Origin of the sequence: Pseudonocardia sp. (genome assembly GCF_025465255.1) — a bacterium.
Lineage (GTDB): Bacteria > Actinomycetota > Actinomycetes > Mycobacteriales > Pseudonocardiaceae > Pseudonocardia.
On the sequence record NZ_JAODNI010000013.1, the window covers coordinates 1 to 5,909 of the forward strand.

7 protein-coding genes, 1 tRNA gene and 1 other RNA gene are annotated in these 5,909 nt (G+C 73.2%); 4 read left to right on the forward strand and 5 right to left on the reverse strand.

Annotation, left to right across the window (positions count from 1 at the left end):
- Positions 1–40 precede the first annotated feature (40 nt).
- A tRNA-Ser gene (locus tag JWP64_RS01215) sits at positions 41–125 on the reverse strand.
- Between the two features lie 73 nt (positions 126–198).
- Between JWP64_RS01215 and ffs the strand changes: the two genes are divergently transcribed.
- Both ffs and JWP64_RS01225 read left to right on the forward strand, forming a co-directional pair.
- An RNA gene (ffs, locus tag JWP64_RS01220) (signal recognition particle sRNA small type) lies at positions 199–293 on the forward strand.
- Positions 294–357: 64 nt separating this feature from the next.
- Positions 358–2,616 carry a DNA polymerase III subunit gamma and tau gene (locus JWP64_RS01225; protein WP_297491183.1) on the forward strand — a complete coding sequence of 753 codons (2,259 nt, stop codon included), beginning with the start codon at positions 358–360 and terminating at the stop codon, positions 2,614–2,616.
- Positions 2,617–2,695: 79 nt separating this feature from the next.
- Here the strand turns inward: JWP64_RS01225 and JWP64_RS01230 are convergent, their stop codons facing one another.
- Entirely contained in the window at positions 2,696–3,571 is an 876-nt protein-coding gene (locus JWP64_RS01230; protein ID WP_297491185.1) for an N-acetylmuramoyl-L-alanine amidase, read from the reverse strand.
- Between the two features lie 109 nt (positions 3,572–3,680).
- Between JWP64_RS01230 and JWP64_RS01235 the strand changes: the two genes are divergently transcribed.
- Positions 3,681–4,004, forward strand: coding sequence for a YbaB/EbfC family nucleoid-associated protein (locus tag JWP64_RS01235; protein WP_297491188.1), 324 nt, complete (start codon positions 3,681–3,683; stop codon positions 4,002–4,004).
- Between the two features lies 1 nt (position 4,005).
- Positions 4,006–4,623: a recombination mediator RecR gene (gene recR / locus JWP64_RS01240; protein WP_297491191.1), complete on the forward strand. Its 618-nt coding sequence runs from the start codon at positions 4,006–4,008 to the stop codon at positions 4,621–4,623.
- Here the strand turns inward: recR and JWP64_RS01245 are convergent, their stop codons facing one another.
- The 3 genes from JWP64_RS01245 to JWP64_RS01255 all read right to left on the reverse strand — a co-directional run bounded on the left by JWP64_RS01245 (position 4,624) and on the right by JWP64_RS01255 (position 5,778).
- Positions 4,624–4,860, reverse strand: coding sequence for a hypothetical protein (locus JWP64_RS01245; protein ID WP_297491193.1), 237 nt, complete (start codon positions 4,858–4,860; stop codon positions 4,624–4,626).
- Between the two features lie 92 nt (positions 4,861–4,952).
- A complete protein-coding gene (locus JWP64_RS01250; protein WP_297491195.1) occupies positions 4,953–5,156 on the reverse strand; it encodes a hypothetical protein in 204 nt (67 codons plus the stop codon).
- Between the two features lie 379 nt (positions 5,157–5,535).
- Positions 5,536–5,778 carry a hypothetical protein gene (locus JWP64_RS01255; RefSeq protein ID WP_297491198.1) on the reverse strand — a complete coding sequence of 81 codons (243 nt, stop codon included), beginning with the start codon at positions 5,776–5,778 and terminating at the stop codon, positions 5,536–5,538.
- Positions 5,779–5,909 lie beyond the last annotated feature (131 nt).

The following is a 5,909-nucleotide window of genomic DNA, read 5'->3' on the forward strand; positions in this document are numbered from 1 at the left end:
GCCTGCTCGGCCGCCCGGCGTTCTCGCTGCGCTACTGGCGCGGAGGATAGGGGATTCGAACCCCTGAGGGATTGCTCCCAACACGCTTTCCAAGCGTGCGCCCTAGGCCACTAGGCGAATCCTCCGCGGAGGAGCATACCGACCGGATTTCGGTGCCCCCGAGGCGGGACCCGTCGCACGGAGGTGGCTACACTTGGCCACGGACCCCGCGCGGCGTCCATCCTGTGAACTCCCCCAGGGCCGGAAGGCAGCAAGGGTCAGCGGGCTCTGGCGGGTGCGCGGGGTCCCCTTTCGTCTTCTCCCGCGGCTGTGTGCCCGCCGCCGGGATCGTCGGTCCCGGTCGGTAGCCTCGGGGACGTGGCGCTGGCTCTGTACCGGAAGTACCGCCCGGCGAAGTTCGCCGAGGTGGTGGGGCAGGAACACGTCACCGAGCCGCTCGGCACGGCGCTCACCGCGAACCGGATCAACCACGCGTACCTCTTCTCGGGCCCACGCGGCTGCGGGAAGACGTCGTCCGCCCGGATCCTGGCCCGTTCGCTGAACTGCGTGCAGGGACCGACACCGGATCCCTGCGGAGTCTGTGACTCGTGCATCGCGCTCGCTCCGGAGGGCCCCGGCTCGATCGACGTCGTGGAGCTCGACGCCGCCTCGCACGGAGGCGTCGACGACGCGCGTGAGCTGCGCGACCGGGCCTTCTACGCGCCCGCCGAGTCCCGCTACCGCGTCTTCATCGTCGATGAGGCGCACATGGTCACCACGCAGGGCTTCAACGCCCTGCTGAAGATCGTCGAGGAGCCGCCGGAGCACCTCGTCTTCATCTTCGCGACCACCGAGCCGGACAAGGTCCTGCCGACCATCCGCTCGCGCACCCACCACTACCCGTTCCGCCTGATCCCGCCGGGCACGCTCCGGTCGTTGCTCGAGCGGATCTGCGCCGACGAGGGCGTCATCGTCGCCCCGGCGGTGTATCCGCTGGTCATCCGGGCGGGCGGCGGCTCCGCCCGGGACTCGCTCTCCGTGCTGGACCAGTTGCTCGCAGGCGCCGGGCCCGAGGGCGTCACCTACGAGCGGGCGATGGCGCTGCTCGGGGTCACGGACGTCGCCCTGATCGACGACGTCGTGGACGCCCTCGCCGCGGCCGACGGCGCGTCGGTGTACGAGGCGGTGGACCGGCTCGTCGAGGCCGGGCACGATCCCCGCCGGTTCGCCGCGGACCTCCTCCAGCGCCTGCGGGACCTCATGCTCGTCCAGGCCGTCCCCGACGCGGGGGCGCAGGGCCTGGTCGACGCGGCGGACGACGAGCTGAACCGGATGACCGAGCAGGCCGCCCGGCTCGGTCCCGCCACCCTTGCGCGCTACAGCGAGATCGTGCACAACGGGCTCACCGAGATGCGCGGAGCGACCGCGCCCCGTCTCCTGCTGGAGCTGCTGTGCGCGCGAATGTTGCTGCCCGCGGCCACCACCTCGGACTCCGCGCTCCTCGAGCGGCTCGAACGCCTGGAGCGGCGGAACGCGATCGCGCCCGAGCCGGCGGCCACCTCCGGTGGCGAGGGCGCGGACACCGGCGCTCGACGGCAGTTCGTCCGGCCGGTGGAGCGGGTGAGGGACCAGGCCCCGGAGCCGACACCCGAAGCCGCGAGCGCGCCGGTCGCCCGGGCGCCCGCCGAGCAGGCCCGTCCGGCGCAGGCCGTGTCCCCGGTGGCGCAGGCGGAGGGCCCGGCCTCGGGAGCCGCTGCCCCGCCGGGCGCTGCCGAGCCCGCTCCCTCGGGCGACGCCCCGCGGCCGGCCGAGGCCGCCGCTCCGGACTCCGGTGAGGCGGCCGGCCCGGTCGCTGCCGAGCGTCCGGCCGAGCCGCCACGCTCTGCGGAGGCGCCCCCCGGCCCTGCACCGGTAGCGCGGGAGCCCTCCCGCGTCGAGCAGCCGCCCCCCACGCCGGCACCCGTCGCGGCCTCCGCGGCATCGGCGGCCTCCACGGACAGCACCTCCGGGCTCGACGCCGGCGCCGTCCGTCGGGTCTGGTCCGAGATCCTCGCCGCCGCCCGGCAGCGCAGCCGCAGCACCGAGGCCCTGCTGGTCAACGCGACCGTCCGGGCTGTGCAGGACGACACCCTCGTGCTCGCGATCGGTTCGCCGCCGCTGGCCCGGCGGCTGTCGGACCCGCGGAACACGGACGTCATCGTCGAGGCGTTGCGGGCGGTCCTCGGCGTGCAGTGGCGGGTCCGCTGCGAGTCCGGTGACGGTGCTGCCCCGGCCGCGGCCCCCCCTCGCACCCGCGCCGCCGCGCCGCAGCGCCAGGCCCCGCAGCGGGCGTCGCGACCCGAGCCCCAGCGGCCGTCGGAGCAGGCCCAGCCGCAGCCGGGCCCGTCCTACGAGCGGCCGTCGCGGCCCGAGCAGTCACAGGGCGCGGACCCGCGCCGCCGCTCCGGCACGGACGAGAGCGGCATCCCGCTTCCCCCCGAACCGCCCGCGGACGAGCCTCCCCCGGACGACGAGGAGGCCATGCTCGCCGAAGCCGCCACCTCCCGCGGCGAGCAGGTGGTGCGCCGGGACCCGGAGGAGGCGGCGATCGAGCTGCTGGCGTCCCAGCTCGGGGCGAGCACGATCGAACCTCGCTGAACCGGTCGTGCGCGGAGCGGCTCCGCCGCTTGTGACGGGATTCGTTTGCACCGTCCGCCTCACGGTGCGACAGCGGAGCTCAGCGCGCCAGGAAGCGCATGATGCCGTCGGTGATCGCCGCGGCGTAGCGGGCCCGCCCCTCGGCCGACGACACGAGCGCCGCCTCCTGCGCGTTGCGCATGTTGGCGCATTCGACCAGCGCCGCCGGGACGGTCGACAGGCTCAGCCCGGCGAGGTCCGGCCGCGGGGAGAGGCCGTCCCGGCCGGTGTAATCCGAGGCGGCGAAGTTCCCGCCCTGCAGGGCGTCGCGGAGGTCGCGCGAGAGGTTCAGGGCGGGTCCGCGCTGGGCGTCGTTGAGCGGGGGCGAGGAGTAGGCGACGTGGAAGCCGCGGTTCCCGGCCGCCGAGCCGTCCGCGTGGATCGAGACGACGGCCGCGGCGCCGGCCCTCCGCCCGGTCGCACCGCGCTCGTCGACGCAGGGGCCGACGCCCTGGTCGCCCGATCTCGTCATAACGACGTGAACCCCACGCTGCTCCAGCGACGCCCGGACCCGCTGTGCGACGTCCCAGGCGAACGCGTGCTCGGAGTAGCCGGCGTTCGTGCTGGTCCCGGTGGTGTTGCAGGGCTTCGTGCCGCCGCGACCGTCCGGCACCCGGCGGTTGATCTCGCTGCCGTGGCTCGCGTTGCCGCCGTTGTGGCCGGGATCGAGGACGACGACCGCGCCCGCAGCCGGGGCATTCGCCCGCGGGCCAAGGGTGGCCGCGGGGCTCGCGGTGGCGGCCGGGCTCGTGGCTGCCGGGCGCGTAGGGGAGCCCTGGCCGGCGGTCGTGGGGACGCTCGTCGCGGCCGTGCTGCTCGCCGACCCCGGGGCCGGGCCGCCCGTCGTCGCCGCGGCGCAGCTGCACAGGGCGAGCGCGATGACGAACCCGACGGCGAGACGATGCGGGGCGGACACGCAGGACACCCTGGCACGGCTACGCTGCATGGTGGGCCGTCACACGCGGGGCGGGCCGATCGTGGACCGGACGAGGAGAGTTCCTGTGCAACCTGGTGGCCAGCCGGACATGGCGATGATCTTGCAGCAGGCCCAGAAGATGCAGGAGCAGCTCATGGCCGCACAGGCCGAGCTGGCCGAGTCCGAGGTGACCGGGCAGGCGGGGAACGGGCTGGTTACGGTCACGCAGACCGCGGCGGGCGAGGTTCGGTCCGTCGTCATCGACCCTAAGATCGTGGACCCGGAGGACGTCGAGACGCTGCAGGACCTGATCGTCGGCGCCATCCAGGACGCCGCGCGCGCCGCACAGGCGCTGCAGGCCGAGAAGATGGGCCCCCTCGCGGGCGGCCTGGGCGACCTCGGCGGCGGCGGTCTGGGTCTGCCCGGCGCCTGACGTGTTCGAGGGACCGGTCCAGGACCTGATCGACGAGCTCGGCCGGTTGCCCGGCGTCGGCCCGAAGAGTGCCCAGCGCATCGCGTTCCACCTGCTCGCGGCCGATCCGATGGACGTCTCGCGGCTGCAGGAGGTCCTGCAGAAGGTGAAGCAGGGCGTTCAGTTCTGCGAGGTCTGCGGCAACGTCTCGGAGCACGAGCGCTGCCGCTACTGCTCGGACGCGCGGCGGGACCCTACCGTCGTCTGCGTGGTCGAGGAGCCGAAGGACGTGCTCGCGGTCGAGCGCACCCGCGAGTTCAAGGGCCGCTACCACGTGCTCGGCGGCTCGCTGGACCCGCTGGCGGGCATCGGCCCGGACTCCCTGCGGATCCGCGAGCTGCTCGCCCGGCTCGGCGGCACCGGCCCCGCCACGGACGAGACGGACATCGTCGAGGTCATCATCGCGACGGATCCGAACACCGAGGGCGAGGCCACCGCGACCTACCTCGTGCGGCTGCTCCGGGACTTCCCCGGCCTCTCGGTCACCCGGCTGGCGTCCGGCCTGCCGATGGGCGGGGACCTGGAGTTCGCGGACGAGATGACGCTGGGCAGGGCGCTCAGCGGCCGTCGCGCGATGTAGCTACTCGGGCGCCGGGCTCTGCAGCTCCGCCCGCGTGCGCAGCAGCGCACAGCACGGGCAGCCGGTCACCGCGGCGGCGGTGACGATCTGGTTCTCGCGGATCCAGAGGTCCCAGTCCTTGGCGAGCAACGCCTCCCGCTTCTTCTCGACGTTCTTGTGGGCGATCGCGATCCCCACTGCCACGGAGATCCCGATCAGGACGGTCAGGCCGACGGCCACGACGATGCTGTAGAACATGATCCCTCCCCGGTTCGCCGGCGGGGTCGACGACGGGCCGGCCGCCGGTAGGCGACCGGACCTCGGCGCAAGAACCCCCCGGTTTTGCGCGTTCAGTCGTCGTAGTCGTCGCCCCAGGCGTCGACGCCGCCGGAAGTGCGCCCCATCAGTTCCTGGCGCATCTCCCAGTTGCGACGGCGCTCCGCGGCGACCCGGCGCCATGCCTTGTTCTGGGCGGCGTCGACGACGCCCACGATGGTGGCGATGGCGGCCAGCGCGGCGAGCCCGACCAGGATCAGCGTGACGATGTCGATCATGGAGACCACCTCCCCGAACGGCGGCGGGCGACCTTGCGGGACTCGGAACTCGAACGAACGTGGCGGATCATGACCATCACGGATTCACCTTTCTCGACGACGAATTCCGACAGCCGGCCGGAAGCTGTGGGGATGCCCAGGACTCGGGGAGTCGAGGGCGGGGAGAGGGGCACGTCTGCGAGAGCGAGGCGTGCGAGCCGGATCCGACGATCACGGCGGCCTCCTTCCCTCGTGGACCCCGGGACGGAGGTGATGCGAACCACTGGGGTCCAGCTGGGCTAAGCGTGCCCGACCGCCGTGCGCCGTGCAATTGCATGAGCCTTAAGTCTTTCCCAAGTAGCGGACGGTGCGGGGTCAACCGTTTACGTGCGGCCCGCCGTCACTCCCTGCGCCTGTCCTCGTCGCGTCGGCGCAGGTACTCGGCCAGGAGCTCGCAGGTGCCGCAGCCGCGACGTTCTGCGGCTCTGATCAGGCTCCCCTCCCATTCGTGCAGCTCACGGCGCTCTTCCGCGATCCGCTGCCACGCCTGGCTCTGAGCCCTGCTCTCGGCCAGGCCGACGGTGGTGGCGAGGGAGAACAGGCCGAGGACACCGGCAATGATGATCAAGTTCGTGACCGACATGACGCCTCCTTCAGGAGGTGACGCCGGCCGGCGGTGGCCGTACAGGCGTCGTTGCACCAGCGTCTTGCACCATGCAATGTCATGGGCTACGTTCGGTCGCTGTCCCGAAGTGACGCGGGATGGCCACCTTC

Bases quoted from the DNA above. Each gene is read 5' to 3' on its own strand.
- JWP64_RS01245 (WP_297491193.1), bottom strand. From the start codon at position 4,860: ATGTTCTACAGCATCGTCGTGGCCGTCGGCCTGACCGTCCTGATCGGG.
- JWP64_RS01255 (WP_297491198.1), bottom strand. From the start codon at position 5,778: ATGTCGGTCACGAACTTGATCATCATTGCCGGTGTCCTCGGCCTGTTC.
- JWP64_RS01235 (WP_297491188.1), top strand. From the start codon at position 3,681: ATGGCGATGATCTTGCAGCAGGCCCAGAAGATGCAGGAGCAGCTCATG.
- JWP64_RS01250 (WP_297491195.1), bottom strand. From the start codon at position 5,156: ATGATCGACATCGTCACGCTGATCCTGGTCGGGCTCGCCGCGCTGGCC.